The following is a 25,848-nucleotide window of genomic DNA, read 5'->3' as shown; positions in this document are numbered from 1 at the left end:
TTAACATGAGTTTCGAGTGCGTGAAGGACATTTTTCGTTAAATTTCGGTATTCGTCTTTGGCGAATATCCTATGGAATTATTTGATGCGCATCATCCTTTTGGGAAGCCCTGGTTCTGGCAAAGGCACACAAGCCCAATTTATTACTGAAAAATACCGAATTCCCCAGATTTCAACAGGCGATATGTTACGTGCTGCTGTGCGTGCGGGAACACCTTTGGGCATTGCCGCAAAACAGGTGATGGATTCAGGCGGTTTGGTTTCCGACGACATTATTTTGGGGGTGATTAGAGAACGTATCAAACAGGAGGATTGTGCGAATGGTTTTCTGTTGGATGGTTTTCCACGCACAATAGCCCAGGCTGAGGGACTTGATGCAATGGGCGTTGCCGTTGATACGGTGATCGAGATTGTGGTGGATGATGAGGAAATTGTGAAGCGCATGGCGGGTAGGCGGGTTCATTTACAATCCGGGCGATCCTATCATGTGGAATTTAATCCACCAAAAATTCTAGGTACGGATGATATAACCGGGGAAGCCCTTATCCAAAGGGATGACGATAAAGAAGAAACGGTACGCAAGAGGTTAAGCGTTTATCATCAGCAGACCAAACCATTAGTCGATTATTATTCTGCGCCAGATCAAACGGTTAAGTTTTACTCGATTGCCGGTGTGGGCAGTGTCGATGAAATCACCCATAAAATTTACGCCATATTGGGTTAAGCCCGAAACTGACTGTGAAAAATTCATGTTTTTGTATGAATTGAAAGGATAACCACGAAGAACACAAAGGACACGAAGTTTTCAATAGTTTGAGTTAATAGGGATCCTTTTCTTCGCGCCCTTCGTGTCCTCTGTGGTAAATAATGTTTTCGCCTGATTTTGGGAATGCTTTCATGGCTTCGAAAATGAAGTGGGCGGCCCTAAATTAAGGTGAAAATTCAGATTAGAAGATTAAAAGTGAGTATAAATGACCAAATTTTATAACGTTGCGGTAGTTGGTGCGACGGGTGCTGTCGGCGAGTCTATGCTGGCTATCCTGGAAGAAAGGAATTTTCCGGTCGGTGAAGTCTATGCACTTGCCAGCAGAAAGTCAGTTGGGAAACGGATTCCCTTCAAAGGCGGGACATTAAAAATCGAAGACTTGGCCGAATTTGATTTTTCAAAGGCGCAAATCGGTTTGTTTTCTGCGGGCGGTTCAGTTTCCGCCGAATTTGCACCCAAAGCGGTGGCTGCGGGTTGCATTGTGGTGGATAACACTTCCCACTTCCGTTATGACGATGACATACCACTGGTGGTGCCGGAAGTTAATCCAGAAAAAATAGCGGATTATAAAAATCGCGGGATTATCGCCAATCCTAATTGCTCTACCATTCAGATGTTGGTGGCCTTAAAACCTATTTATGATGCGGTAGGCATAGACAGGATCAATGTCTGCACTTATCAGGCGGTTTCCGGCACTGGAAAAAAGGGGATAGAAGAAGTTGTCAAACAGACATCCAAGTTATTGAATGGACAGCCAATAGAGACGAATGTATACCCGAAACAGATTGCTTTCAATGTGTTGCCCCAGATTGATGTGTTTATGGATAACGGTTATACCAAGGAAGAGATGAAAATGGTTTGGGAGACCCAGAAAATTTTGGGCGATCAAACAGTTAAAGTGAATGCCACTGCGGTGCGGGTTCCGGTTTTTTATGGTCATTCTGAAGCCGTACACATCGAAACACGCAACAAAATTGATGCCAATACCGTTAGGGAATTGCTTGCCAAAGCGCCCGGTGTTACCGTCCTGGATGAGCGCAAGAACGGAGGTTATCCTACAGCCGTTACTGAATCATCAGGACATGATGACGTGTTTGTTGGGCGGATACGGGAAGATATTTCCCACCCGCATGGTATCGATTTGTGGGTGGTGAGCGATAATGTCAGAAAAGGCGCAGCTTTAAACAGTGTGCAGATTGCTGAAATATTGGTAAAAAATTACATCTAGGCTAATCTTGTTTCTATAATTGTGGCTGTGTGGTAGAACATCGTGATTAAATTTTTTAAGGAGAAGGAAGTGTGCGCAACTTAACTAAAGCTTTAACGGTGGTATCGTTACTGGCACCCGTTAGTGGACATTCGTTGGGGATCGGTGATATCAGAGTGCGCTCAGCCCTTAACCAGAATCTCAACGCTGAGATTTCATTGGTTGTTTCGCGTGGAGAAAATCCGTCGAATATCAAAGTCAATCTGGCGCCGCCTGAAAAATTTGATGAAGCGGGAGTGCCTTGGTCTTATTTTCTCTCAAAAATCAGGTTTCAACCGGTAGTCAAACCGAACGGTTCCATGGTTATCAAGGTAACCTCAAGGGAAGCCTTTAAAGAACCGTACCTTAATTTCTTGCTCGAAGTCAGCTGGCCGAAAGGTAATTTGTATCGTGAATTTACAGTCTTGGTCGATCCGCCAGCCGATTATCAGCAACCGGTTTATCAGGGGCCTGTTTATCAAGAGCCAGCCTATCCCTTAACATCCAACTACGAAAATTATCCTCCCCAGCAACAAGATTACGTTCCGCAACGTCGTCCGTCCAGACATGCTACCAAGCCGCGACGCAGTTCCGCTGGGAGTTATGGCGGACAAATTGTTGCCAGAAGAAACGATACGCTGTGGAATGTTGCTGAGCGGGCGCGAGGGGCTGGCGTTTCTGTAGAGCAGATGATGATTGCGCTTTACGAAAAAAATCCCCACGCGTTTTTTCAGCAGAATGTGAACGCATTATCGGCGGGTAAAACATTAACGATCCCAGAAAAAGATGTCGTCCAACAAACCTCCCGGCGGGAAGCCTTGGCTGAATTTGGACGGCATAATGAGGCTTGGAATAACAACCGTTCGGGCGTTCCTGCTGGAGAAACGCGGGTTGCAAAAGAAGAAGCGGTTGATAGCCAATTAAAGCTGGAAGCACCCACCGAGGCTACGGTTGCCGCAAATGAAACGGTTTCTCCATCCAGTGAGCAGGCATCAGGCGCACCCAATGCCACATCGCTATCGCAACCCGCTATCGATAAAGAAAGCGCAAAAGAAACAGCAGCGCCTGTCGATGAGGCTTTACAAAGCAAAGTAGCCGCACTCGAGAAGCAGATGGCTATGATGCAAGAGCTGATCGCTTTAAAAGACAAACAGCTTGCAGAATTACAAAATCCTGTCCAGACCCAGACGCCCTCCCCAACTCAAGCGCCGTCTGCACCTCCCGCCCCGGACTTAACCCAGGCTAAGCCGGAGCAAGTAACGCCTGAGCGGTCAGCCCAGATAGCGCCCCCTCCCGTAAAACCTGTTCCGCCCGTTACATCAGCAAAGCCGATTGTCAAGGCACCCGTCAAAAATATTGTGCAACCTCAACCCGTTGTCGAAGAGTCTGTGTCGCCTTTTCTATGGTTCGTGGGCGGTATAGGTGCCCTATCGTTATTCGGCTGGTTATGGTGGCGTAAGCAAAAAATTCTTAAAGAAACGGACAATGAAAGCATGTTCCGAAGTTACACGACTATGCAAAACAGCGAGTCGACCGGGGCCTTTTCTTCTACCCTCCGCAAAGCTGGAGTTGCTGCTGGGATCAGCCCTGGTGAGAGTACTTTTCTGAATGACTTTAAGACCAGCGACTTTGAAACATTCGAGTCATTTAACGTTGACCATAGTGATATTGATCCCATTGCCGAAGCGGATGTGTACTTGGCTTATGGTCGTTATCAACAGGCAGAAGAGTTGATTAGGCAAGCGGTCAAGGATTTTCCAGACCGGGATGACTGCAAATTGAAGCTGCTTCAAATTTTCCACGCTAACTCAAGTAAAGAGAATTTTGAAAACTATGCAATGGAGTTGGTTGTAGCAGGCAAAAAAGAGGACAAGGATTTTTGGGGCAAAGTGACAGACCTAAGTAGGGATATCTCTACGGATACTGAACTATTTTCATCTCCGAGTCCCAGTGACGTAGCGGTATTTGCTACAGAACCTGAGGCGTCCACCGAAAATGTCCTGTTCAGTGTGTCTGCAGCAAGTGAAAGCTCGGAAGTGGTGTCCGAAGCTGAACATTTAGGTGCCGCTATCTTCGAAGTTTCTGATGTCGATGCCGAAGAATCGCTCTTTGATGCTCCCCACCAACAACCGCCAGTTCAACCCCAAGAACATGAGCCTATTGTTGAATCAGCCGAAAGTCTGGATGACAATCAAGATTTTGGTCTTGACTCATTCGAAGACAAGCTTGGGGAACAGGAGGACAACGAATCGATAGATTTTGATCTGGGTCCATATCCTGGGATTGCAAAAAAAGCGGAGACCGAAAACTCTTCCCATGCTGACACGGATGGTTTCGGCAATGATGATGCTCCAGAACTACAGTTAGATGATTTGGATAGCGAAGGCGAATTGGAAACGTACGAATTCGATTTTAATTTGGACACGTCGAAAGGCAATAAGCCACGCAAGGTGGAGACAATTCCAGCAAAGGACGCTTTGGATCCTTACCAAATTACTGAATTTTCGAAGGATGGTCTTCTTGAGACAGATGCATTCGGTAATGACACGGTCGACTTTAATTTCGATTTAGAGCCTCTCCAAACCGGTTTCGATAAGCCGGGAGCTCAAGATATTATGGTGTCCGACTTGACCGATATGGACGAACTGGAGACAAAACTGGATTTGGCAAAAGCCTATATAGATATGGGGGATGCGAAATCCGCTAAAGAGATAATAGGGCAGGTACTCGAAAAAGGGTCTGCCGAACAAAAGAAAACGGCCCAACTGCTCCTGGCTGATTTGACCTGAACGGTTGTGCTAGATGTATTGGTTAAGATTTTCCAATAAAAAAGCCCAACTTGGGCTTTTTTATTGTTTGATTATCGTTATTTATGCAAATGAGCCAGGATAGGGTGACGGTGATCAATAAAAGTAGAAACTCCTTGCTGTAGCATCAAAAAATACCCGTCGGCGAATTCATATTTTTTCTGGATTAAGCATTTTTCCAAAGCATTAGCCAACTCTTCAATGTCTTGCAAATAACACGTTCTTACGCAACCATTGAGATTATGGGTTACGTCAAAGGCCAATTGATATTGCCCAGTTTTAAGGGCAGCTTCGATCTGGTCAATTTGTTGGGGCAGTTCTTCGAAAAGCTTTTTGTAGAGAGCCATGACCAGGACACGGTTATTCCTACAATTGGCCAATAAGGTTTGGATAGAATTCAAAAATGGGGTTAGCACATCATTACTGCACCAAAGCTTCATTATCTCACCAAGATTATCGGCGGTCAGGGGTTTTGACAGGCAATCATCAAAACCGGCGGCAATAAGGTTTCTTCTTTGAATGGAATCCACTTTATCAACCAGCGCGAGGATAGGTGTATTGCAGTTGATGCAGCCAGTATTTTTTACGAGTGAAACGAAACCAAGATTGCCTAAGTTCAGGTCAACAATGATGAGGTTGAATAGTTCGCCCGTAATTGCAGTTGATGCTTTATCTTGTGTGTCAGCTAAAACAAGACTATAGCGGTAAATGCCCCGCAACTGTTGTATTTGCGATGCCGGGCAATTATCATGCGTTATTATTAGCGTAACAAATTGCTCTCGTTCGTCAGACTGTATAGGCATATGCTGATGATAAGCGATGACCGAAGCGCCGAATTGTTACACAGATGGCAGGTTCAATGAAAGTATCCCTTGATAAGCAGGGCTAGTTTGCTTAACAAGCAGCATCCTGTTGTTAAAATGACCCCAGCAGTTTCTTGATTTTTAAATGATTTGTCCCGAAACGAGTTATCCTGCCGAAGAGAACCTCTTTCTCAACGACCATGTTGCCTTGATGAGCAATTGTTACCGAAAGTTGTTGGGGAAAAAACTAATACCGGAAAATCCCACTAATGAGAAATTGGCAAAAGCGTTGTTTTATGCGCCTTTTGTCGTCGTTTCCCACAATACTGCCGCTGACCCGGCATTCAATTATGCAAACCTGAAAGCACTTGAATTATTCGGGTTTAGTTGGGAAGAGTTCACGCAGTTGCCTTCCAGATTGTCAGCAGAACCCATTCATCAATTTGAACGGGATAAGTTATTGGCAGAGGTTAGCCGAAAGGGCTACTTGGACAGTTATCAGGGGATTCGCATAGCACGATCGGGGCGTAGGTTTTTGATCAAAAACGCTGTGGTTTGGAATTTATTGGACAGTAGAGGATGTTACGCAGGTCAAGCTGCCCGTTTTGAGGAATGGGAATTTCTATAAATTTAAGATGCTCAAAGTTTAAGTTGGCTAAATAGTTCCCGGATAGGCTTTTGACTTATTAGGATTTCCCGGTTTTTCCAGGGAACGCCCAAGTTCGTCGATTTGATTTTTCAATTCATTGCCCAACGATTCCATTTCTTTTTGGATGATAGGCAGTTGTTTTTCAAGTTGTTTAGCAAATGTATCCCCCAGGTTTTGAAGGCTCTTCACAACATCGCCGAAAGGAATCATGGAGATGTTCATTTGGGTTTGCAAATAGTCCACTTTCCAGGTGTCCTGTTCTTTTAGTAGCACAGTGTTGAAAGTGACCAGTTTCTTATTTCTTGTAATTGTTGTTTCTACAGTGGCATCGGAATCCTCAATAACAGCTACACCTGTTTGAATGGTGGAATGTTTTTCGATGTCTTGAAGGTTGACCAGATGTTGGGAATGTTCGGTTACGTGCTTCCTGGCATTTTCTAACTGAGCTTGCGCCAGTGCCTGCCAGAATAAGGTTGTCACTTCTTCTGGCGATTTCCCGGTTAGGCAGCCGGAAAAAAACAGCAAAATACAAAAAAGCCCGGCTAATTTAACCGGGCTTTTTACCGATAACAAGGATGGCTTAATCGTCACCACCAAAAAACCCGAGTATTTGCAGCAAGCTCAGGAACAGGTTGTAGATAGAGACATATAAGGAAACCGTCGCCAAAATGTAGTTGGTTTCCCCGCCGTGGATAATTTCACTGGTTTGTAGCAAAATCATGCCCGACATCAGCAAGATAAACATGGCTGAAACCGCCAGCGACAAAGCGGGGATGGAGAACAGCACAGCCCCGATTCCGGCCAGGAATGCCACCAGGATGCCGACCAGCAAAAAACCGGACATAAAACTGAAATCTTTGCGGGTGGTCAGTGCATAACCGGAAAGCCCCAGAAAGATAACCCCCGTGCCGCCTAATGCAGTCATGACCAACTCACTGCCGTTGCTGAACGCCTGGGTGTACATATTGATGATGGGGCCTAGCGTCAAGCCCATGAATCCGGTCAGTGCGAAGACAAAAACCAGGCCCAAACTGCGGTCACTAAATTTGGTGGTCAAAAACAACAAACCAAAATAACCGACCATGGTGATAATCATGCCGGGATGAGGCAGATTGAAATACATGGAAACCCCTGCCGTCACGGCGCTGAACAGGAGTGTCATGGACAATAACAGGTAGGTATTTTTCAATACCTTATTTGTTGACAGAATGCCGGCTTCTGAACGGGAAATAGCAGTATTTAATCGCATAATCGTGAATTCCTTAAACAAGTGAATAACAGAACGTGGGACAGAGCAATCTTACAAGAGTTTCACCAGATTGGTAAGATAAATTAAGAGGCCAGTCAAAATCTAGCAGCAAAATATTTTTTGTAAATGGGCAGTTGACACGTATTTTGAAAAATTGTTTTACATTTTTCACCACATGGATGATTTGAATTACCCACAACCATTCAACAACTCAACTCGATTTTTTCAGGATATAGTAGACTGTTTACTGCCAACCATTACTTTTGCAACCAATCACAGTGTTTGCTAACCTACCCTTTTCTTACCGTATTCGGCGTAGCCAGCGGGTTTCCAATGCGCGTATTGTTGTCAAACCCGGGCAGGTGGAAGTTGTCGCGCCTTTGCAGATCCCTGAGCATAAGCTGCATAAATTTGTGCAGGCAAAGCAGGAGTGGGTTACCCAGGCATTGAAAAAAATGGCGGCTTCAAGCCCGCAGCGTAGCCCTTTTGTTCCTACCGAGTATAAATCGGGAGCCAATCTGGCTTATCAGGGCAAGATGTATGTATTGACAGTCAAGCCATCGAAATTGAAACGGGCCAAAATAGAATTTACGGATGGCTATACGGCTTATGTGCCTGAAAGCATAAGTCTTGATGAACATAACCATCAAATCAGGGAAGCCTTGATCCGCTGGATGAAAAAACAAACCAAACAGCTAGTTGAACAGATCGTAGAAATACATGCAGGAAAAAAACAGCTCACCCCGCGTACCATTACCATTAAAACGCAAAAAAGCCGCTGGGGCAGTTGCGGTATCCATAACGATATCAACATCAACTGGCTGCTGATTATGGCGCCAAGGGAAGTTTTGGAATACGTCGTCGTGCATGAGCTTTGCCACATACGGGTTAAAAATCATTCCAGCCAATTCTGGTCGCTGGTTGCCGAACACCTGCCGGATTACCAAATCAGGCGAAACTGGCTGAAAAAACAAGGCCGTAGCTTGATGGTGGCCTTTGTCCAGTCATCTACCTAGCCGATGAGCAAGAAAAAGCATAGTGCCTTTGTTTGCCAGCAATGCGGCGCGGATTACCCGCGTTGGGGCGGGCAATGTACCAGTTGCGGCGAATGGAACACCATCAAAGAAGTCAGGTTAGGCACAGCCGGTAATGAGCGCCCTAATCGTTCATTAGGATATGCAGGTAGTGCCTCAGAAGTAAAATTACTTTCTGATGTCAGTTTGGTAAACACCGAACGCATTGCCACCGGCATGTCGGAATTTGACCGCGTCCTGGGCGGCGGCATTGTGACAGGTAGCGTGGTGTTGATAGGTGGGGCGCCGGGCGCTGGTAAAAGTACACTTTTGCTGCAAGCGATAGCTAATATTGCCGTGCAAGGTGTGTCTGTGCTGTATGTTTCCGGCGAGGAATCTTTGCAGCAAATCGCCGAACGGGCGCACCGCTTAGGCCTGCCAGCCGACAAAATCATGATGTTGGCCGAAACCTCAGTGCAACGGATTTGCGATGTGTTGGACGAAATAAAACCCAAGATTTTGGTGATTGATTCCATACAAGTAGTTTATACCCAAGATGTCGAGTCAGCGCCGGGTTCCGTCTCCCAAGTCAGGGAATCGGCCAGCTACCTGACCCAGTATGCAAAAAAACACCACATTTCGATATTTATGGTGGGCCATGTCACCAAGGATCAATCCCTAGCGGGGCCGATGACTTTAAGCCATATTGTCGATACCCAAGTCATGCTCTCGTCTACCGATGATGCCCGTTTCAGGGTGTTGAGGGCTGATAAAAACCGCTTTGGCAGTGTCGGCGAACTGGGTTTTTTTGCGATGGACAGTGCTGGTCTTAAAGAGGTCAAAAATCCATCGGCGATGTTTTTAAACAGGCCGGATAAGCCCTCCCCAGGCAGCGTGGTGACCGTATTATGGGAAGGCACCCGCCCTTTGCTGGTGGAAATTCAGGCGCTGGTGACAGAATGCCAGTACGGCAATCCACGCAGGCTTGCAGTCGGTTTCGACCAGAACCGTCTGGCGATGTTGCTGGCGGTATTGACCCGTCATGGCGGCATTTTTACCGCCAATGATGAAATTTATGCCAATGTCGTGGGCGGTATTAAAGTTACGGAAACCAGTTCCGATTTGGCGATTATCGTCGGTATCGTGTCCAGTTTTAGGGATAAAATCATTCCGCACGATGCGTTTTTTTTCGGGGAAATCGGGTTGAGCGGTGAAATCAGGCCAGTTGCGAATGGTCAAGCACGCTTAAACGATGCCGCCAAACATGGCTTCAAAAAGGCGGTGATTCCCAAGGCCAACGCGCCCAAAAAACGGATTGAGGGCTTGCAGATTTACCCGGTTGCGACGCTTTTGGAGGCGTTAGATGTACTTTCCGAGTTGTGAGGGTTTAAGTTAAAGGCCATGTCGTTAAGATAAAGTTGCTGTGTTCCTTCTCCCTTGAGGGAGAGGGTCGGGGTTGCTTCCTTAACAACGGTATTGGCCTAAGGCTTAGGCAGAAACTTAACCAATTTCACCGCCTTATCATCGCCCTTGATAATTTCCAATGGGTAGCCGTGGAGTTTTATGCTAGTTCCCGCTTCCGGTATCGTTTCCATAAATTCTATAATCAGTCCGTTCAGCGTCTTCGGGCCTTCTGTCGGCAAATCCCATTGCATAAATCGGTTAAGTTCCCTGACCGTGATGTTGGCATCGACCAGATAACTGCCGTCGCTTTGCACTCTGACCGTCGTATCCTCAGTGATAATCTCGCCGACAATTTCCTGCAATAAATCATCCATCGTCACCAAGCCTTGGACATCGCCATATTCATCCACCACCAACCCAATCCGTATTTTTTCGGTCTTAAATTTTAGCATTTGCGAATGCACAGGCGTTGTATCCGGGATAAAAACAGGTTTACTCAGCAAGCTGATAATCATTTGCTTGTCAAAATCTTCCTGATTGATAAGAATCAATACCTTCCGCAAATGCAGAAAGCCAATAATGCGGTCTACAGTCTTCTTGTAGACGGGTAAACGGGTGTGGGGGCTGGTTTTTATTTGATTGATAATATCTTCAAGCGGCAGTTCCAGATCAATACCCACAATTTCATTGCGGGGGGTCATAATGTCTTCGACAGTCGCCGACTCTAGATCCAAAATACCCATCAGCATTTTTTGATAGCGATGCGGCATTATACTTTCAGCTTCGGCGATGATGGCCTTCAATTCGTCTGTACTCAGCGTATCTTGATTGTTTTTATTGACATCGATTTTCGCCATCTCCAGGATTTTGTTGACAAACAAATTGACCAGCCAGACGAGGGGATAAAAGATTTTCAGTAAAGGCACAAAAATCCAGGCAGCGGGAAATGCCAGCAACTCCGGCTTGAGTGCGGCGAACGTCTTGGGTGTCACCTCCGAGCAAACCAGCATTACAATGGTTAAAATGCCAGCGGCGATGGCAATATTGGATTCAACGTTAGGAAAAAGCCGGATTGCGATGATGGTGGTAACGGAGGCGGCAAAGGTATTGACGAAATTGTTTCCCAGCAAAATCAAGCCAAGCAAGCGGTCTGGCCGTTGCAACAACGCTTGGGCTTTAATAGCGCCAGGATGTTTTAGTTTGACCAGATGCCTTAAACGATAACGGTTTAACGTCATCAACGACGTTTCTGAGCCGGAAAAAAAAGCGGAAAGGATAAGCATCAAAAGGAGTATGCCAAACAGCATACTAACGGGCATATCGTTCAATGGGGAACTCTTGAGTGGTGAAAAACGGCTCTAGTGTCTACTAAGTGAGAATTTTGTCAAGCAGTGATGGATAACGGAGGGTTTTGTTATTGATTGATGCTATGGAATAATTAGTTGTGTGGATGTTGTAAGCGAGTACCCTAGATGGAGCTTGCGGAATCTAGGGTACTCGGGCTTCAATTCTCCTCGATTTCGTTACACTACATCGAGGCTACTTGCTAGTATCTGACTCCAAGTCTAGGTGGGTAGGTAAGACGGAGTTGTTTGTTTAGTGGGGGGTCAAAAAATTGGATCAGCATATCCTCTAAAATTTTTCGTTTAAACTCAGATTGCTCAACTAATACCAGAACTTTTGTCGCTCCAAGTCGAACAGCTAGTGACCATTGTTCATGATCTGAAAGCCGAATTTTAAAGTTGTTAGTCCTGCCGATGTATAAAGGAACCCAAGAATTTTGAAGGTTATTGGATCGACAAAGATTGTAAACCCCTCCAAGATTGTTCCATTCGCTTTCATAATCACAGACATGAACTGTGCAAACTTTACCAATTGGGGATTCCCATTGTATTGAATAAGTCATTTTTAATTTCCTTTTTGAGGAGAAAGTGTCTCACGACAATATTTTATGCGGTTAAACATAAAAAGTTTTTCACAACATCTACATATAGTGTGTGAAGTTACATATTAGCACAAAATGTATGGAAGTCATAAACATTTTTAATGATACCATAAGGTTAGCTTAATAGATTTAAACCATTATCAAAAACAAATAATAAATATCAATAAAATCAATAAACTATAATGATATATAGAGCCATAGGATGTGCCGAGGTACGAGGCGCATCTTTCGCGAGCGATGCGCTTCCCTTCGTTCAGCACATCCTATGGTTCTGCGCCTTATCGCGTTGGCGCGAAGGCGGGCATTGCAAAACGGGCTCCATCCGGCGCCCGACCGTGCAAGTACAGGTATCCGTCAGGTGGGAGCGCTTTAACTGATTCATTGTACTGCATCAAGATTCGCGCCTTCGCGATCCGCAATGACTCAAGGTATCCGAACGCAGGATCGAAGTGCGCGATAACCTGTAAGACGCGATCATGGGGCAATGCAAACACGCCGAGAGTTAGTGATGGCTCGCTTTCGTGCATGAGCGAGAGTCCTTTAGGTGAAAAAAAGAGAGTGACACAAAGAACCCGATCAACTGGTGGCGGCTTCAGGAAGAGAGAGTCTCTCCACAGCTTTCCGAGGCGCTGTTCGGGCCGGACCGCGAGCTCGCTAGCAAGTATCTGCACTTGGAACGCACGTATAACTCCGTTTATGTCCGGACTCGGGGCATCCCATACTTCCAATGCTCGATTTGTTCCTGGCGCAAGGAGAGATGATTTGCTGGCTGCCTCCTCCTCCATTCCCATTCGCCAACGCTTTCCATGGAGCGACACTTTTATTTCCTTAAAGTTGTCCCGGCATTTGACGTAGACATTGCCGTTGCACGCAGCCCATACGCGCCAAGTGTTTGAGGTCACCCCACTCGGTTCACCAACGGTGAAGCGCAACGGACCCTTCGTTAATGGCAGTGGCGGCGGGGGTGTTGGATGGAGAATCAAGGAACCTCGTCTACGGCAGTCGTTGCCCATGGTCGGCATTGGTCTAGCTAACGTGAGTTTTATACGACATTATATATCGTATAAAATAAATGGGTTGTCGTATATGCTCCATTAATTTATCTAATCGATTGTTTTATTAGAGCTAAGTATAAACCAATGGGTCATTGTATCGAAATAAATACGGCAATGTTTGGCTATAAACCTCAGACCAAGAAATACGCCTTTCCCGTTATGCCGCGCCTAGCATCGCAGTTTTCGGCGGGATTAACCCGTTAGGGGCGATTCAGGGATTAATCGCGGTGATCGAGGGGCAGGAAGCCCCTTCGATCACCTCCCGTCGAAAACGAGAAGCGCAGGAAATAAGCGGCATCCGGGCGGGCTTTCTTTTGAATACTTTTCTTTGCCCGGGCAAAGAAAAGTATTTCGCCTTCGGGTGCGAGAACCCGATTAAAACCAATCATCGCGTTAGCGACACATTAATTCAGTATAAACCTCGATTTCGTTAGATTGAATTAAGTTATGATTTCTAAAATCATTCTTCCAACAGCGTAAGCACAACTTCCTGGGCTCTTTGTTGGCTTATTTTAAAGCCGCGCATTTCCAGTACTCCTTTGGTATTCAAGGAGATAATCAAGTAGAGCGCATCGGGGTAAGCGGCGGCTTCCAGGTCGTAAATGGAGGGGTGCGCGGGCGCTTTTGGGTGCGAATGGTAAATGGCGAACAGTTCTTCGCCCTGATTGCGCATGTCTGACATGGCGGCAATTTGTTGTTTGGCATCGAGCAGGAAACGCTGCTGCGGCTGTTCGGCGATGTTGGCTATGGGATAGCAGGTGCTGGGTACGCCGTTTTTGCTGCCGACGAGACCGCATATTTCGTAATCGGGCGATAATTGCGCCAGATGCAATAACTGGTTGGTCAGTTTGCGTGGTATCTGGGTTTCTGTGGTTTGGGTCATATATATTCCTTCAACAGCAATAGGCTTTCTGATAAGTAAGAATCTTCCGTCGTTCCGGCAGGGATTGCCGGAATCCAGAAGCCAAGGATGGCTTGCTTAGCTTACATCCCTGTAGCCTGGATACCGACAATCCATGCCGGTATGACGCTATTTTTTAAATAGCTGATGATCCTTGGAAATCAAAGACTTTCCTCTATGCACAACGCTATAGCCTTCGAGAGGCATTGTAAAAGCTTTTTCAAGACGGTGGTAGGTATTGTCCAGAAGTCACACGCGGTTGTCCCGATAAATCCGTGTGGGCCTGGATATTACAATAGCCTAACGACCTAAATAAGTTTTGTACGTCGTTTTGCTGGTTATAGCCATGTTCTACCACCAAAAAACCGCCGTTTTCCAGCTTGTCACGGGCAGTTGTAGCAATAGTGCGGATGTCGCTTAAGCCTTGTTGTGCGGCTATTAGTGCGGTTTTCGGTTCAAAACGCAAATCGCCCTGTTGTAGATGTTCGTCGTCTTCGGCAAGGTAAGGCGGGTTGCTGACGATAAGGTCAAATTTGCCTGCCGGAATTTTATCGAACCAGTTGCTTTGGTAAAATTGTATAGCTTGGACGTTATGTTTAGCCGCGTTGGCTTGGGCAAGCTGTAATGCGGCAGGACTAATATCTGTTGCGCTGATGTGCGCTTGTGGTCGTTCTGCGGCCAGCGTAATGGCGATAATGCCTGAGCCAGTACCTAAATCAATTGCTTTATATGGCTGGTTTGTCGGTATCAATTCCAAGCTGAATTCAATGAGCAATTCGGTATCAGGCCGGGGAATCAGTACATCCGGCGATACCTTAAAATCCCGCGACCAGAATTCCCTGTTGCCGATGATATAAGCAATGGGTTTGCCCTGTTGCCTTTCGTTAAGTATAGTCCTATAAGCATCGACAGGCCCAGGATCAAGTTCTTGATCCGGCCAGGTGCGGAGGTACGACCGTTCTTTGCCAAGTACCGTGCATAGCATGACTTCCGCATCCAATAAAGCCGAATCGGACACAGCCTGAAGCGACTTTGCGGCTTCTGCTAACACAGTATTGATGCTGGGCACGGCGGTTATTCGTCGCCCAGTTGAGTGAGGAGTTCCGCCTGATGTTCGCTGACCAAAGGTTGGACGACATGCTCCAGGCCGCCCTGCAAGATGTCTTCCAGCTTATATAGGGTTAAATTGATACGATGATCGGTCAAGCGACCTTGCGGGTAATTGTAAGTGCGGATGCGTTCAGAGCGGTCGCCGCTACCGACCTGTAGCTTACGGGTGGCGGATTGTTCGGCGTGATGTTTCTCCTGCTCGGCAGACAGCAAGCGGGAAGCCAATAATGACATGGCGCGAGCGCGGTTTTTATGTTGCGAGCGTTCATCCTGGCATTCGACCACCACGCCCGATGGCAAGTGGGTGATACGGATGGCGGATTCGGTTTTATTGACATGTTGGCCGCCAGCGCCGGATGAACGGTAGGTGTCCACTTTGAGGTCAGCAGGATTAATGTCGATGGCATCGACTTCCTCGACTTCCGGCATAATGGCAACCGTGCAGGCCGAGGTGTGGATGCGTCCTTGCGATTCGGTTTCTGGGACCCGTTGTACGCGGTGGGTACCGGATTCGAATTTCAGTTGCGAGTAAACATCGCACCCGGAAACTCGCAGGATCACTTCTTTATAACCGCCGTGTTCACCCAGGCTTTCATTGATAATTTCAGTTTGCCAGCCTTTCCTTTCCGCATAACGCTGATACATACGGGACAGGTCGCCGGAAAAAATGGCCGCTTCATCCCCGCCCGTTCCTGCGCGGATTTCCAGATATATATTACGGTTATCGTTGGGGTCTTTCGGTAACAGCAGAACCTGTAACTCATGCTCAAGATCGCTAATTGCATGCTCGGCTTCTGCAACTTCTTCCTTGGCTAATTCCCGTAATTCGAGGTCACTATCATCAGCCATTTCAAGGCCGGATGCTTTCTGGGCAAGCGCTGCGGCACGTTTTTTGTAACATTCGACGAGTGGGGTGATTTGTGCGTATTCCTGGCTTAAGGCGCGGAATTTGTTCTGGTTGTTTTGCGTTTCCGGCTCGGATAATAACGCCTCTATCTCATCATAGCGCTCGCAAAGGCTTTCTAATTTGTGTTGTATTGAGGGTTTCATCAAGATTTGTTCAGTTTAAAAATTTCGTGTGCGGCGGCAATCACATCATGTCTTTCGTTGGCCGCAGCGTCACGGATTTGTGTGCTGGGGGTGTGGATAAGCTTGTTGGTCAAACTATAAGCCAGGCGTGTTAATGCTTCTTCGGGTGTATTGCCGTTTTTCAATAAGGCGAGCGCTTTTTGCAAGGCTTCGTCGCGGGTTTGTTCCGCTTGCAGGCGGTAGTCGCGTATTGTTGTTTGGGCACTCTGGGAACGTAACCAGGCCAAAAAATGATCGACTTGGGTCTCGATAATTTCTTCGGCTTGTTCGGCGGCCCGTCGGCGAGTATCCATATTCTGGTCTATGGTATTTTGCAAATCATCCACTGTGTACAGGTACACATCCCGAAGCTGTTCAACTTCGGCCTCAATATCGCGGGGAACGGCAAGGTCTACCATGAACATCGGTTTATACCGTCGTTTTTTCAGGGCGCTTTCGACGCTGCCCTTGCCCAGTATCGGTAAATGGCTGGCTGTCGATGAAATCACTATATCGGCATCTGCCAAATGCAAGGGTAATTCCGATAAGGTGATCGCTTGGCCTTTGAATTGATCGGCCAGGGCTTGAGCCTTGGCATGGGTGCGGTTGGCGATAATGATACGTCCCACGCCTTGCTGGCTTAAGTGCCGTGCAGTCAACTCTATGGTTTCTCCGGCGCCTATCAATAGCGCGGTTTGTTCCTTAAGGGTGGAAAAGATCTGTTGGGCAAGCTGGACAGCGGCAAAAGCCACAGAGACCGGGCTGGAACCGATCGTGGTATCCGTGCGGACTTTTTTGGCGGCGGAAAAGGTTTGCTGGAAAAGTTTACCTAGATGCTTGCCCAAGGTTCCGGCTTCACAAGCTATTTGGTAAGCAGATTTCATCTGGCCTAATATTTGCGGCTCGCCCAGGATCATTGAGTCCAAACCGCAGGCGACGCGAAACATGTGCCGTATTAGCTGATTGTCAGCATGGGTGTATAGGTAGGGCTTAAAGGTATCGGCATCAATTTTTTTGGTTTGCGCTACCCAGTCAACCAGGAATTGCTCATTGGCAGTCGTTGCAGTGCAGTAGAACTCGGTGCGGTTGCAGGTCGAAAGAATGGCGGCTTCGCTGATTTCGCGTACCTGCCGCAATTCCTTTAAGGAGGTGTATAAGGTATCAGCAGGGAATGACAGGCGCTCGCGTATGGTAACTGGCGCGGTGTTGTAATTGATTCCGACTGCTAAAAGTGTCATTAGGTAAAAAGATTTAACGGATTGGCTAAATTGTAACAGAATTGTAAAGGTTCACTCATTCGGTTGGGCTCCATTTAACCAGGAGTTATATCCAAGCTATTTTACGGTTATTTCACGTAAAGGGAGCCATAAGAATTGCAGAAAATTTCGTCGGCCAGGTTGCTGGATATTTTAAAAAAGTATGGCTTAATCCAAACAGGATAGGATGTTATCTAGCTACAAAGCTTTTGGTTAAGTGGGCAATTCCCGTTTTATGTTTAGCAAGTATCTGATTTGTAATTAAATATAAAAGTATGCCAGATATTTTTGAGTGCTTCGTTATGTTGCCGGCTTATAAGTACAAGGCATCAAAATAAATTAACAATCTGAACCAATTGGTTTTTCTGCTAATCTATGCGGGATGTTTTATGAATTATAGATAGGATCATCTGTGTCAATTTTTAGATTGTTTCCAGTTATTCCCCTCGTTTTTCTTTACGGTTGCGCCACTTCACCGGAACAGGCCCCAACACCTAAAGCGTCCGTAAAGCCTGTTGAACTGGTCAAGCCCCTGGGTAAAAATCAACAGAAGGAAGATAAAACTTCTCTGGATCCCGATGTGCTTTTTATGTTGATGACTGCGGAGATCGCCGGACAAAGGGGACAGTATGATGTCGCCCTGGAAGGGTATCTGGAAGCCGCAAAACGCGTCCATGATCCGAGGTTTGCTGAAAGGGCGGCAATGATCGCCATGTATATCAAGGATAGCAACAAGACAATTGAAGCCGTTTCTTTATGGTTGAAACAAGATCCGAATAACCTGTCAGCCAGAAAAATTGCCGCGCTTTCGGCGTTAAGGGCTGAAGATAAACAGCAGGTCGTTGAACAGTTGAGTGTGCTCCTGAAACGTGACCCTGCCGGTTTCGAAAAGACCCTATTTGAACTGGCAAGCGCCCTGCAAAAAGAAGGTAATGTCTCTTTCATCTACGATGTGATGGAAGCCTTGTCACTAAAACATCCCGACCAAGCTGCGGTTTATTTTATCCAGTCCTTATTAGCTGTGGATATGAAAAACAAAGGCTTGGCCGAAAGAAAAATTGAACAAGCCTTGCGATTGCAGCCGGATTGGGATAAGGCGCTCATTTTGCAAGCCCAGATGGCGGTCTTGTCAGAAGATTTCAAACGGGCAGAAGCGTTGTTGAGAAATGCAACGCTCAAGTATCCCGATAATCAAAAATTTAAAAAAATGCTGGCTCAAGTCCTTATCAAGTCGGCCAAGTATGAAGATGCAGGTGAGGTATACGAAAAGCTCATCACAATTGATGCTAAGGATTTTGAAAGCCAATTTTCCTTAGGCCTGGTGCATTTGCAATTAGACCGCGACGGTAAAGCTGAAGATATTTTCAAGCAGTTGCTTGAACAAGCCGAATGGCGTAATCAATCGAGTTTTTATCTGGGGAAAATAGAAGAGAAACACGATAACACGGAAAACGCATTAACTTGGTTTGATAAGGTCACTGAAGGCCCGTTCGAATTTGAGGCGGCTGTGACGGCAATATCCTCGCTTGCCAAAGACAAACAGTTTGGCAGGGCGGAACAGCGATTGAAAGTTCTGCCGGGAAAATTTCCAAAACAAAAGCCGCGTATTGTGTTGATTCAGGCAGAATTGTACAGCCATCAAAAACAGTATGAAAAAGCGTACAACTACTTGACTGAAGTGTTAAAAATTTATCCAGATCAAGGAGAATTGCTTTATTCCAGGGCTTTGATGGCTGACCGGATGGGTAAGCCCGATGTCATGGAGATCGATTTAAAAAAAATATTGGCTAAGTTTCCAGATAATGTGGAAGCCTTAAACGCATTAGGTTACAGCCTGGCGGACAAAACTAAGCGTTATATGGAAGCGGAAACCTATCTCCTTCATGCTTTGCGATTGAAGCCGGACGAGGCGGTTATTTTGGATAGTTATGGCTGGCTCAAGTACAAGATGGGTAATCTTCAAGCCGCCCTGGATTATCTGCAACGGGCGTATGACAAGCAACCTGAAAATGAGATTGCCGCACATCTTGCCGAGGTGCTTTGGGTTTTAGGGAAAAAGGATAAAGCCAGAAAATTATTCGAGAAAGCTATAGATGACGCGCCTGATGACCCCTATCTCAATGACTTTAAAAATAAATTTCTGCAATTAGATTCCAGTCATTAACGTGTTGCGCCACCTAACAAAACAGCTAGCCACAGCCTGTTTTGTGCTGTTGCTATCCGCTTGCGCCAGCGTATCTAAGGTGCCGGGCAGTTCCTATTCCCAGGCAGCACGGTCACATCTTTATGATATGCAGGAATGGCGTTTGGAAGGGCGGTTGGCAATAACTGCGCCGAATGATTCATGGTCGGCCCACATCGAATGGAGCCATATCCCTGATTTGGAGAAAATAAGGTTGTCAGGGCCTTTGGGTCAAGGAGCGGTCGTTATTGAATTAGCCGGAGATGTCGTCACAATAGACCGGGGCGGAGGTCGTGTGCAATCATCAAACCAGCCAGAGCAGTTTATCAATCAACAATTAGGCATGTTTGTCCCATTGAAGTCCTTGCGTTTTTGGGCAGTGGGCTTACCGGAATCGGGGCAGGCATATCAGGAAACTGCCGATGGTTTCGTGCAGGCCAGATGGCTGATAGCTTATAAAGAAATGCAGAAGACAGGAGTTGAGGTCATGCCACATAAAATGGCAGTCACGAACGGGCATGTAAAGCTGAAACTGATTATCGACCAATGGGATTTGAATGGCGGAAAGCTTAACTAAGCAGTCGGCATGGGTAGAAAAATGGCCGGCACCTGCAAAATTAAATTTGATGTTGCGGATTATTGGGCAGAGGGAAGATGGTTACCATCTCCTGCAAACCGTGTTCCAGTTTGTGGACTTGTGCGATTGGCTCACTTTTCATCCTGTCGATAACGGCGAAGTGCGGTTGCTAAAGACCATTCCTGGTGTGGCAGAGGCGGATGATTTGACGGTACGGGCGGCCAATTTGTTGAAAGCCGAGACTGGGTGCGCTTTGGGCGTGTGTATCGAGGTGGAAAAAAATTTGCCTATGGGCGGCGGGCTGGGCGGCGGTAGTTCAGATGCCGCAACAACTGTGCTGGTGCTGAATGAACTATGGGGATTACATCTGCCTAAAGAGAGGTTGCTCGCGATGGGTTTGTCGCTAGGTGCCGATGTCCCGGTGTTTATTTACGGTTATTCTTCCTGGGGCGAAGGGGTCGGTGAAAAGCTTAGTAAAATTGTCATTCCTGAACAATGGCTTGTAATTATAAAGCCGGATTGTCATGTGGAAACAAAGGAAATTTTTTCTGCTAAAGATTTGACACGCAATAGTAAATCCATCAGAATGCCCGATTTTATAAGGGGCGAACGCCAAAACGACTGCCTTCAGGCAGTTTGCCAACGTTACCCACCTGTTAAAGCAGCTTTGCAAGATTTGTCTGGGTTTTCAGAGGCGCGGCTTACGGGGACTGGATCGTGTGTGTTTGCGCAGTTTGATTCGTATGATGCCGCAGACCAGGCTTACCGCAAGCTGAATAATAAGTGGGTTGCTTATTTGGCAAAAGGTGTCAATGAATCGCCGCTATTTGCAAAACTTAAATTTGGTGTTTAATATCGTGAATTGATGGGTCGTCGCCAAGCGGTAAGGCACGGGGTTTTGATCTCCGCATACCTAGGTTCGAATCCTAGCGACCCAGCCACTCTCTCCGCATGGGCTAAGAAAGATTTAGGAGTGCTCGGATGAACGACACCGTTATGATGGTGTTTTCGGGAAATGCTAACTTGGCTCTGTCCGAGGGTATAGTCAAAAAACTCAATATGCGCCTGGGTATGGCCACTGTTGGGCGGTTCAGTGATGGTGAAGTTGCTGTAGAAATTGAAGAAAACGTCCGTGGCAAGGATGTTTTTGTCATCCAGCCAACCTGTTCGCCCACTAACGAAAACTTGATGGAACTGCTGGTGATGATGGACGCGCTCAAGCGTGCTTCCGCGTCACGGATAACGGCAGTCATGCCTTATTATGGTTATGCCAGGCAAGACCGGAGGTCGAGGTCGGCGCGGGTTCCGATAAGCGCCAAACTGGTCGCCCAAATGATAGAGCAGGCTGGCGCGAATAGGGTTTTGACAGTTGATTTGCATGCTGACCAAATCCAGGGTTTTTTTGATATTCCTGTTGATAATGTTTATGCGTCCCCGCTTTTGTTGGGCGATGTATGGCGACAGCAGTACAAAGATTTGATAGTTGTTTCGCCGGACGTGGGCGGTGTGGTGCGGGCCAGGGCGCTTGCCAAGCGGCTGGATGATGCCGACCTAGCCATCATCGACAAGCGCAGGCCGAAAGCCAATGTGTCGGAAATCATGCATATCATCGGCGATGTAGAGGGTCGTGCCTGTGTGTTGATCGATGACTTGGTTGATACCGCAGGCACCTTATGCCACGCGGCCACTGCGCTAAAAGCGGATGGCGCCATTAAGGTGGTTGCTTACTGTACCCATGCGGTGTTGTCGGGATCTGCGCTGAAAAACATTAATGGCTCGATGCTGGATGAATTGGTGGTGACTGACACCATACCGTTGAGCGTAGAAGCAATGAAGTCTGAAAAGATAAGGCAGTTAAGTGTCGCTGAAATTTTGGCAGAGACAATAAGGCGTATAGCCGCAGGTGAGTCGGTGAGTTCGCTTTACGTCGATTGAATTTATATCGATTGAAAGTTGTTGAGAAAGTTTTATATGAGCGCTTAAAAGGCGCGAGGTTGAGTTGAAATGTCAAATGTATTTGAATTTGTCGCTGAAAGCCGTGGGCAGTCAGGAACAAGCGCTGCACGGGGAGTGCGCCGTCAAGGTAAGGTTCCTGCAGTAATTTATGGCGGTCATGCCGAGCCACGTATGCTGATGTTGAGCCATAACGAAGTTGTGAAGCATCTTGAACACGAGGCAGTTTATTCGCATGTGTTGGATGTCACTGTTGATGGCAAGACAGAAAAAGCGATTTTGAAAGGTGTGCAGCGAAATCCCGCAAAATTCCAGATACTGCATTTGGATTTTCTCCGGGTTAGCATGTCGGAAGCGATCAAGGTGCATGTTCCGCTTCATTTCATCAATGAGAATACCTCAGTTGGTGGCAAGAAAGGCGGCATTGCCACACATTCCATGGTGGATGTCGAGGTTGCCTGCCTGCCTTCAGCTTTACCTGAATACATAGCAGTTGATTTGGCAAAACTTGATATTGGCGAGACACTACATCTATCTGATTTGGTTTTACCGGCTGGTGTTGAAATTGTTGTTTTACACCAAGGCGCTGAACACAATTTGCCCGTAGTTTCGATGATGCCATCGAAAGCCAGCAAAGAAGACGCTACCGATGATGCCAGTAAAGCTGCCGAGTAATGCGATAGGCTGAGTCATGATAAAGCTTATAGTTGGCCTGGGGAATCCAGGTCAGCAATACGAAAAAACCCGGCATAATGCCGGGTTTTTGTTTTTAGATAGCCTGGCTACCGAGCGGTCTTGTGTTTGGTCAAATAAACCGGGATTTCAAGGCCTAATCTCCGAATGTAATATTGTCGGTGAAAAAGTCCTGTTGCTTAAGCCGCAGGCTTTTATGAACAGGAGTGGGCAGTCGGTAGGTAAGGTTGCACGGTATTACAAATTAGCGCCTGAAGAAATACTTGTCGCCCATGATGAACTGGATTTTGAAGTGGGTGTTGTAAAGTTGAAGAAAGACGGCGGTCATGCCGGACACAATGGCCTGAGGGACATCATAGCGAATTTGGGTGCTAATGGTTTTTACCGTCTGAGAATAGGCATAGGCCGACCGGTTGCGGGAATGGTCGTTGCTGATTACGTATTATCAGCCCCTTCCAAGAATGATTGGCAGCTTATGCTTTCAGCGATTGACTATGGAAAAAGTTTTATCAATCAATTAATTGCTGGCGACATTGCGGCAGTGATGAACAAGCTGAATGGCTGAATAAGGCGATCCGATTGCCGATTGTGTTTCCCATTAAAAAATAAACAGAGTAGTAATTTTTCGAATAGCCGTAAAACACTAAATGGCGGAAAATCACCGGTTGACAGTTAATAGTCGATAAATCATAATGCCAAGTTTACGCAATATCGGAGAGGTTCCCGAGCGGCCAAAGGGATCAGACTGTAAATCTGCCGGCTCTGCCTTCGGAGGTTCGAATCCTCCCCTCTCCACCATCTTTATCTACATAACTAATCTGCGGGTGTAGTTCAATGGTAGAACTCCAGCCTTCCAAGCTGATCACGTGGGTTCGATTCCCATCACCCGCTCCATATCTTATATGGCCCATATAGCTCAGTAGGTAGAGCACTTCCTTGGTAAGGAAGAGGTCACCGGTTCAAATCCGGTTATGGGCTCCATTTGACGATTCAACGAGATGCAACGAAGTACAAAAAACCCTCAATCTGCAAGGATTAGTGGGTTTTTTATTGTTCAATGATGGCATTTTTTTGTATTGATCTACCACTATAAGGAGGCGGTATAAATGGCGGTATATCAATAAATCTTATCAGCCTGTATCTATGCCATTATTACATACAGTCATTCAATAGACCGGTGGCCAGCTAAATAATTACGACAAGCTGAATATTCTCGTCAAACAACTTCCGGAATCCCGCGATAACACCTTAAACCAGACCAACATCCAGCTAAGAAGTTATAACTGTTACGGCCTGTTAGAGAATAATGAGGTGTTATTCAGCATAACGATGAATCTTGTGCCTTTGAAGGAAATACTCAAAAACTTGGGGCAGAAATAAGGCACTGTCAGTCAGTTATAACCCATGAATTCGATAATATCGATTTCTAACAAATAAGGTCTTTACTTTTGAGTTAATTAGCATAAGAATCAAGATCAAAAGTAAAAACCTGAACCACGTAATGACAACAAAAACAATCGCAGGTTACATCAAAAGATTTGCCCTTTTAGTTCGATATGGAACAAGGGAAATGATTGTTATTTTCATAGGTTCCGTGCTGATTGGGTTAGCAGTTTTGTTACCCAAAATTAATGACAAATTTTTAAAATTCCCGCAAGAATATATTCAACCCGCAGCTCTTATATTATTTTCCCTTAGTTTATGTCTTTTATGGGTGGCTTATCGGTTTTTGTTTAAACTGGCCTTACCCAAACCTCAAGACGACCGTGAACTTCCCAACGCCATTAAAGGCTTACTGGCCTTTACAGAGGAAGATGGCGAATTATTCTATAAACTGGGGCGCGATCAGGAATTAAACAGCTTAAACAATTTTGTAAAAGACCCACAAACACCGTTGGTGGTGATCATGGGTGAATCGGGCGCTGGTAAAAGCTCGTTGTTACGGGCGGGATTGTCACATTCACTAAAAGGTTCGGATAGCGCGTATGTTTATTGGGAAGCGTTACCGCACAATACCGTAGTTGGTTTGTTGCATGCGGTAAACAGCGCGTTAAATACGGGAATACCCCGTCATTCGCCGATTCAACGTATACCGGAAACCAATAGTGATGGTTCCTTCGATGTTTTCCTTAGCCACAATAGCCAAGATAAACCCATAGTACGGGAACTGGCCCAAGCGTTAAAGTCGCGTGGTTTAAGGGTGTGGCTGGACGAAGAACAACTTGTTCCTGGTCAACCTTGGCAGGAAGCGTTGGAAACAATCATTAAAACGACACATGCTTCGGCCGTGTTGATTGGCGAAGATGGCCTTGGCCCTTGGGAAAGCCCTGAAATGCGTGCCTGCCTAGCAGAGTTCGTCAAACGAAAACTGCCGGTGATCCCCGTCTTGCTATCCAACGCTTCCGCCAAACCAGAATTACCGTTGTTTCTCCAAGCCTTTACCTGGGTTGATTTACGCGACGGATTGACTGATCAAGGGTTAGACAAATTAGCGTGGGGTATCACCGGCATAAAGCCTAAACAAATGCTTAAAAGTGCGGAAGACGAGTTACTCCCGTCAAATACCGCTCTGAATGTACTCTTAAAAATATCGCGAAAAGCGGTGATTGTGCTCGACCAATTTGAACAATTACTGCCCGATAACCCGGAACATAAACCGGTATTTGAGTTATTGCACAAGGCATGCACTGCACCGCCGCCGCATACGGTTACCTGGTGTATCGCTTTCCGCCGTGAATATTCGGCTACCTGGTCTGATTTTGAACGGGGTCATGACTTAAGACCGCCAATGTTGTCATTAAAATTATTCAACGCCGCGCAAGCGCAAAATGTCTTTGTCACCCTGGCGGAAGCAGCCGGTTTAAGCCTGGAGCAAGACCTGGTTGATGGTTTTATAAAGGCCGTCAGCCGCGAACAACGCGTGTCGCCGGTGGAAATCGGCATCGGTCTGCAAATGCTCAATGAGCTGGCGCAGAGCAAACAGACGCCACAGCTCAGTTTGCAAGATTATAACTTTGCCGGCGGATCACAGGGTTTGTTTATCAGTTTTTTGGAATTGCTAATTTAATATAGCTAGCATATTATTCCATTTTGCCATCAGTGGCCTAACAGAGTATTCCAGCATTTTTTGGCATTTACTGTAGCATTTTGATTTGCGGCGCAACCTGGCAAG

Annotated in this window: 22 protein-coding genes, 4 tRNA genes and 1 pseudogene; 17 read left to right on the top strand and 10 right to left on the bottom strand. The window is 46.4% G+C overall.

What is annotated here, in order from left to right; all coding sequences use genetic code 11:
• The first annotated feature begins 84 nt into the window (after positions 1 to 84).
• The 3 genes from adk (at position 85) to ACLQ6D_RS07145 (ending at position 4,800) form a co-directional block, all read left to right on the top strand.
• Positions 85 to 723 carry an adenylate kinase gene (gene adk, locus ACLQ6D_RS07155; RefSeq protein WP_411726592.1) on the top strand — a complete coding sequence of 213 codons (639 nt, stop codon included), beginning with the start codon at positions 85 to 87 and terminating at the stop codon, positions 721 to 723.
• A 247-nt stretch (positions 724 to 970) separates the two neighbouring features.
• A complete protein-coding gene (locus ACLQ6D_RS07150; protein WP_411726591.1) occupies positions 971 to 1,993 on the top strand; it encodes an aspartate-semialdehyde dehydrogenase in 1,023 nt (340 codons plus the stop codon).
• A 71-nt stretch (positions 1,994 to 2,064) separates the two neighbouring features.
• Positions 2,065 to 4,800 carry a FimV/HubP family polar landmark protein gene (locus tag ACLQ6D_RS07145; protein ID WP_411726590.1) on the top strand — a complete coding sequence of 912 codons (2,736 nt, stop codon included), beginning with the start codon at positions 2,065 to 2,067 and terminating at the stop codon, positions 4,798 to 4,800.
• 77 nt (positions 4,801 to 4,877) lie between these two features.
• Here ACLQ6D_RS07145 and ACLQ6D_RS07140 read toward each other — a convergent pair whose 3' ends face one another.
• A complete protein-coding gene (locus ACLQ6D_RS07140; RefSeq protein ID WP_411726588.1) occupies positions 4,878 to 5,621 on the bottom strand; it encodes an Hpt domain-containing protein in 744 nt (247 codons plus the stop codon).
• A gap of 145 nt (positions 5,622 to 5,766) precedes the next feature.
• Here ACLQ6D_RS07140 and ACLQ6D_RS07135 point away from each other — a divergent pair, with 145 nt between their 5' ends.
• A complete protein-coding gene (locus tag ACLQ6D_RS07135; protein WP_411726587.1) occupies positions 5,767 to 6,249 on the top strand; it encodes an MEKHLA domain-containing protein in 483 nt (160 codons plus the stop codon).
• 27 nt (positions 6,250 to 6,276) lie between these two features.
• Here ACLQ6D_RS07135 and ACLQ6D_RS07130 read toward each other — a convergent pair whose 3' ends face one another.
• Together ACLQ6D_RS07130 and ACLQ6D_RS07125 are read right to left on the bottom strand one after the other, a co-directional pair.
• Positions 6,277 to 6,861, bottom strand: a complete 585-nt coding sequence (locus ACLQ6D_RS07130; RefSeq protein WP_411726586.1) for a hypothetical protein — start codon at positions 6,859 to 6,861, stop codon at positions 6,277 to 6,279.
• A complete protein-coding gene (locus tag ACLQ6D_RS07125) occupies positions 6,851 to 7,519 on the bottom strand; it encodes a Bax inhibitor-1/YccA family protein (RefSeq protein WP_411726585.1) in 669 nt (222 codons plus the stop codon). Before ACLQ6D_RS07125 ends, ACLQ6D_RS07130 begins: the two co-directional genes overlap by 11 nt.
• A gap of 263 nt (positions 7,520 to 7,782) precedes the next feature.
• Between ACLQ6D_RS07125 and ACLQ6D_RS07120 the strand changes: the two genes are divergently transcribed.
• Positions 7,783 to 8,535, top strand: a complete 753-nt coding sequence (locus ACLQ6D_RS07120; protein ID WP_411726583.1) for a M48 family metallopeptidase — start codon at positions 7,783 to 7,785, stop codon at positions 8,533 to 8,535.
• A gap of 3 nt (positions 8,536 to 8,538) precedes the next feature.
• Positions 8,539 to 9,915, top strand: coding sequence for a DNA repair protein RadA (gene radA, locus ACLQ6D_RS07115; RefSeq protein WP_411726582.1), 1,377 nt, complete (start codon positions 8,539 to 8,541; stop codon positions 9,913 to 9,915).
• Between the two features lie 98 nt (positions 9,916 to 10,013).
• Here radA and ACLQ6D_RS07110 read toward each other — a convergent pair whose 3' ends face one another.
• From ACLQ6D_RS07110 to hemA, 6 genes are all read right to left on the bottom strand, one after another.
• The gene (locus ACLQ6D_RS07110; protein WP_411726581.1) at positions 10,014 to 11,264 is read right to left on the bottom strand and encodes an HlyC/CorC family transporter; all 1,251 of its coding nucleotides are present in this window, start codon (positions 11,262 to 11,264) and stop codon (positions 10,014 to 10,016) included.
• A gap of 1,890 nt (positions 11,265 to 13,154) precedes the next feature.
• Entirely contained in the window at positions 13,155 to 13,325 is a 171-nt protein-coding gene (locus ACLQ6D_RS07105; RefSeq protein ID WP_411726580.1) for a hypothetical protein, read from the bottom strand.
• A gap of 71 nt (positions 13,326 to 13,396) precedes the next feature.
• Positions 13,397 to 13,819, bottom strand: a complete 423-nt coding sequence (locus ACLQ6D_RS07100; protein WP_411726579.1) for a Mov34/MPN/PAD-1 family protein — start codon at positions 13,817 to 13,819, stop codon at positions 13,397 to 13,399.
• A 238-nt stretch (positions 13,820 to 14,057) separates the two neighbouring features.
• A complete protein-coding gene (prmC, locus tag ACLQ6D_RS07095) occupies positions 14,058 to 14,906 on the bottom strand; it encodes a peptide chain release factor N(5)-glutamine methyltransferase (protein ID WP_411726578.1) in 849 nt (282 codons plus the stop codon).
• A 5-nt stretch (positions 14,907 to 14,911) separates the two neighbouring features.
• On the bottom strand, positions 14,912 to 15,997 hold the full coding sequence (prfA, locus tag ACLQ6D_RS07090; protein ID WP_411726577.1) for a peptide chain release factor 1: 1,086 nt from the start codon (positions 15,995 to 15,997) through the stop codon (positions 14,912 to 14,914).
• Complete coding sequence (gene hemA, locus ACLQ6D_RS07085; protein WP_411726575.1) at positions 15,997 to 17,253, bottom strand: glutamyl-tRNA reductase; 1,257 nt, start codon at positions 17,251 to 17,253, stop codon at positions 15,997 to 15,999. Before hemA ends, prfA begins: the two co-directional genes overlap by 1 nt.
• A gap of 430 nt (positions 17,254 to 17,683) precedes the next feature.
• Here hemA and ACLQ6D_RS07080 point away from each other — a divergent pair, with 430 nt between their 5' ends.
• The 11 genes from ACLQ6D_RS07080 (at position 17,684) to ACLQ6D_RS07030 (ending at position 25,743) form a co-directional block, all read left to right on the top strand.
• Positions 17,684 to 19,435, top strand: coding sequence for a tetratricopeptide repeat protein (locus ACLQ6D_RS07080; protein WP_411726574.1), 1,752 nt, complete (start codon positions 17,684 to 17,686; stop codon positions 19,433 to 19,435).
• Between the two features lie 4 nt (positions 19,436 to 19,439).
• On the top strand, positions 19,440 to 20,030 hold the full coding sequence (gene lolB / locus ACLQ6D_RS07075) for a lipoprotein insertase outer membrane protein LolB (RefSeq protein WP_411726573.1): 591 nt from the start codon (positions 19,440 to 19,442) through the stop codon (positions 20,028 to 20,030).
• Complete coding sequence (gene ispE / locus ACLQ6D_RS07070; RefSeq protein WP_411726572.1) at positions 20,011 to 20,883, top strand: 4-(cytidine 5'-diphospho)-2-C-methyl-D-erythritol kinase; 873 nt, start codon at positions 20,011 to 20,013, stop codon at positions 20,881 to 20,883. Before lolB ends, ispE begins: the two co-directional genes overlap by 20 nt.
• Before the next feature lie 13 nt (positions 20,884 to 20,896).
• Positions 20,897 to 20,971: transfer RNA gene (locus ACLQ6D_RS07065), tRNA-Gln, on the top strand.
• Between the two features lie 55 nt (positions 20,972 to 21,026).
• Positions 21,027 to 21,965, top strand: coding sequence for a ribose-phosphate diphosphokinase (locus ACLQ6D_RS07060; protein ID WP_411726599.1), 939 nt, complete (start codon positions 21,027 to 21,029; stop codon positions 21,963 to 21,965).
• A gap of 69 nt (positions 21,966 to 22,034) precedes the next feature.
• Positions 22,035 to 22,658 (top strand): 50S ribosomal protein L25/general stress protein Ctc, encoded by a 624-nt coding sequence (locus ACLQ6D_RS07055; protein ID WP_411726571.1) that lies wholly within the window; start codon positions 22,035 to 22,037, stop codon positions 22,656 to 22,658.
• Between the two features lie 16 nt (positions 22,659 to 22,674).
• Positions 22,675 to 23,241, top strand: coding sequence for an aminoacyl-tRNA hydrolase (gene pth, locus ACLQ6D_RS07050; RefSeq protein ID WP_411726570.1), 567 nt, complete (start codon positions 22,675 to 22,677; stop codon positions 23,239 to 23,241).
• 148 nt (positions 23,242 to 23,389) lie between these two features.
• Positions 23,390 to 23,474 (top strand) — tRNA-Tyr (locus ACLQ6D_RS07045).
• A gap of 22 nt (positions 23,475 to 23,496) precedes the next feature.
• A tRNA-Gly gene (locus ACLQ6D_RS07040) sits at positions 23,497 to 23,570 on the top strand.
• Positions 23,571 to 23,581: 11 nt separating this feature from the next.
• Positions 23,582 to 23,657: transfer RNA gene (locus ACLQ6D_RS07035), tRNA-Thr, on the top strand.
• A gap of 589 nt (positions 23,658 to 24,246) precedes the next feature.
• The gene (locus tag ACLQ6D_RS07030) at positions 24,247 to 25,743 is read left to right on the top strand and encodes a TIR domain-containing protein (protein WP_411726569.1); all 1,497 of its coding nucleotides are present in this window, start codon (positions 24,247 to 24,249) and stop codon (positions 25,741 to 25,743) included.
• Here the strand turns inward: ACLQ6D_RS07030 and ACLQ6D_RS07025 are convergent.
• Positions 25,735 to 25,848: pseudogene (locus tag ACLQ6D_RS07025) on the bottom strand (IS1 family transposase); the annotation flags it as partial. The gene ACLQ6D_RS07030 and the pseudogene ACLQ6D_RS07025 sit on opposite strands and share 9 nt — an antisense overlap.

The organism is Methyloglobulus sp., assembly GCF_046714055.1.
GTDB lineage: Bacteria > Pseudomonadota > Gammaproteobacteria > Methylococcales > Methylomonadaceae > Methyloglobulus.
Note: the sequence above shows the minus strand (reverse complement) of the source record. Positions and strands in the feature narration are given on the sequence as shown.

Coding starts and splice junctions, on each gene's coding strand:
- adk (WP_411726592.1), top strand. CDS start 85: ATGCGCATCATCCTTTTGGGAAGCCCTGGTTCTGGCAAAGGCACACAA.
- ACLQ6D_RS07150 (WP_411726591.1), top strand. CDS start 971: ATGACCAAATTTTATAACGTTGCGGTAGTTGGTGCGACGGGTGCTGTC.
- ACLQ6D_RS07140 (WP_411726588.1), bottom strand. CDS start 5,621: ATGCCTATACAGTCTGACGAACGAGAGCAATTTGTTACGCTAATAATA.
- ACLQ6D_RS07135 (WP_411726587.1), top strand. CDS start 5,767: ATGATTTGTCCCGAAACGAGTTATCCTGCCGAAGAGAACCTCTTTCTC.
- ACLQ6D_RS07125 (WP_411726585.1), bottom strand. CDS start 7,519: ATGCGATTAAATACTGCTATTTCCCGTTCAGAAGCCGGCATTCTGTCA.
- radA (WP_411726582.1), top strand. CDS start 8,539: ATGAGCAAGAAAAAGCATAGTGCCTTTGTTTGCCAGCAATGCGGCGCG.
- ACLQ6D_RS07105 (WP_411726580.1), bottom strand. CDS start 13,325: ATGATTGGTTTTAATCGGGTTCTCGCACCCGAAGGCGAAATACTTTTC.
- ACLQ6D_RS07100 (WP_411726579.1), bottom strand. CDS start 13,819: ATGACCCAAACCACAGAAACCCAGATACCACGCAAACTGACCAACCAG.
- prfA (WP_411726577.1), bottom strand. CDS start 15,997: ATGAAACCCTCAATACAACACAAATTAGAAAGCCTTTGCGAGCGCTAT.
- hemA (WP_411726575.1), bottom strand. CDS start 17,253: ATGACACTTTTAGCAGTCGGAATCAATTACAACACCGCGCCAGTTACC.
- ispE (WP_411726572.1), top strand. CDS start 20,011: ATGGCGGAAAGCTTAACTAAGCAGTCGGCATGGGTAGAAAAATGGCCG.
- ACLQ6D_RS07060 (WP_411726599.1), top strand. CDS start 21,027: ATGATGGTGTTTTCGGGAAATGCTAACTTGGCTCTGTCCGAGGGTATA.
- ACLQ6D_RS07055 (WP_411726571.1), top strand. CDS start 22,035: ATGTCAAATGTATTTGAATTTGTCGCTGAAAGCCGTGGGCAGTCAGGA.
- pth (WP_411726570.1), top strand. CDS start 22,675: ATGATAAAGCTTATAGTTGGCCTGGGGAATCCAGGTCAGCAATACGAA.
- ACLQ6D_RS07030 (WP_411726569.1), top strand. CDS start 24,247: ATGATTGTTATTTTCATAGGTTCCGTGCTGATTGGGTTAGCAGTTTTG.